This is a genomic window from Plesiomonas sp. (assembly GCF_051650925.1).
Taxonomy (GTDB): Bacteria; Pseudomonadota; Gammaproteobacteria; order Enterobacterales; family CAMTGL01; genus Plesiomonas.
The window spans coordinates 1-1,163 of the sequence record NZ_JBOFRH010000128.1 but is presented as its reverse complement, the minus strand read 5'-3'; the positions used below and the strand labels follow the sequence as shown (position 1 = coordinate 1,163).

Below are 1,163 nucleotides of genomic sequence, written 5' to 3'. Positions count from 1 at the left end.
GCCCGCAAGACACTCAGCAATATCTGCAAAGTTGCTTAAGCAGCCGCGAGCGCGAAATTTTTTTGGTCCTGTTTTTGGATAATCAGCATCGGGTGATCAAAAAAGAGGAGTTATTTGCCGGAACATTTAATAGCGCCACCGTGCATCCCCGTGAAATAATCAAAGCGGCACTGGCATGTAATGCGGCGGCACTGATTTTGGCGCATAACCATCCCTCTGGCGTTGCTGAGCCCAGTCGAGCTGATCGGCAAATTACGCGTCAGATTCAAGATGCCTGTGCATTAGTGGAGATCCGAGTGCTCGATCATGTGGTGGTTGGCACCGGTGAAACCGTTTCGTTTGCGGAGCGGGGGTGGATATAGCGTAAATTAATAATAAAAAGAGCATGGAAAATTGCATGATTGATAATCAGCATCAGCCACATCCATATGATAAATCTCATATTCGTCTGTCATATATCACGCACTTTTACTGCAACCAAACCAATATTGACTCGGTTACCGAGCTACTGCGCCATTATGAGCAGTATGATCCGGCCTTGCTGGATGTGATTGAATTTGTGATTGTGGATGATGGTTCACCGGTTGAATACGAGATCCCGCAGCTGAATCTGAACATCACTTGGCTGCGTATCAATGAAGATATCCAGTGGAATCAGGCCGGTGCCCGCAATCTGGGGGTCACCTATGCGAAGTCCGATCGGATTGTACTGTCTGATTTAGACCATATTTTCCCGCCTGAAACACTGCATTATATGGCGTACCGTCGTCATCCGGGGCGCAGCTTTTTTAAAGTGTACCGAACCGATGAGCAGGGTCAGCGGCAGACCGGCCACTCTAATTTATTTTACATGTCACGCGCACGCTTCATGCGTTTTTTTGGCTATGACGAAGATTTTGCCGGTCACTATGGGGCGGAAGATTACCGCTTCGTGAAGTTTCAAAAGCACCACGGCTCGCGGCAACGTTATTTGCCGGCGCGGTATCGCTGTTTTGAGCGGCAAAAATTAAACCGCAAGACTTCGTACCACAGTTTGAACCGCAGTTTGGCCTACAATACGCCGGTGGATGCGCGTAAAAAGCAGGAAATTGAGCAACACGGACGGGAATTTGGCCACAGTCGACTGTTTTTAAATTTTACTTGGCACGTGAAAGCGGTATTCT

2 protein-coding genes are annotated in these 1,163 nt (G+C 48.2%); both read left to right on the top strand.

The features are described from left to right. On the top strand, window positions 1-362 hold a 362-nt coding region (gene radC / locus ACRC27_RS02825; RefSeq protein WP_438639152.1), incomplete at its 5' end, for a RadC family protein. Between the two features lie 35 nt (window positions 363-397). Next, on the top strand, window positions 398-1,163 hold a 766-nt coding region (locus ACRC27_RS02820; protein ID WP_438639151.1), incomplete at its 3' end, for a glycosyltransferase.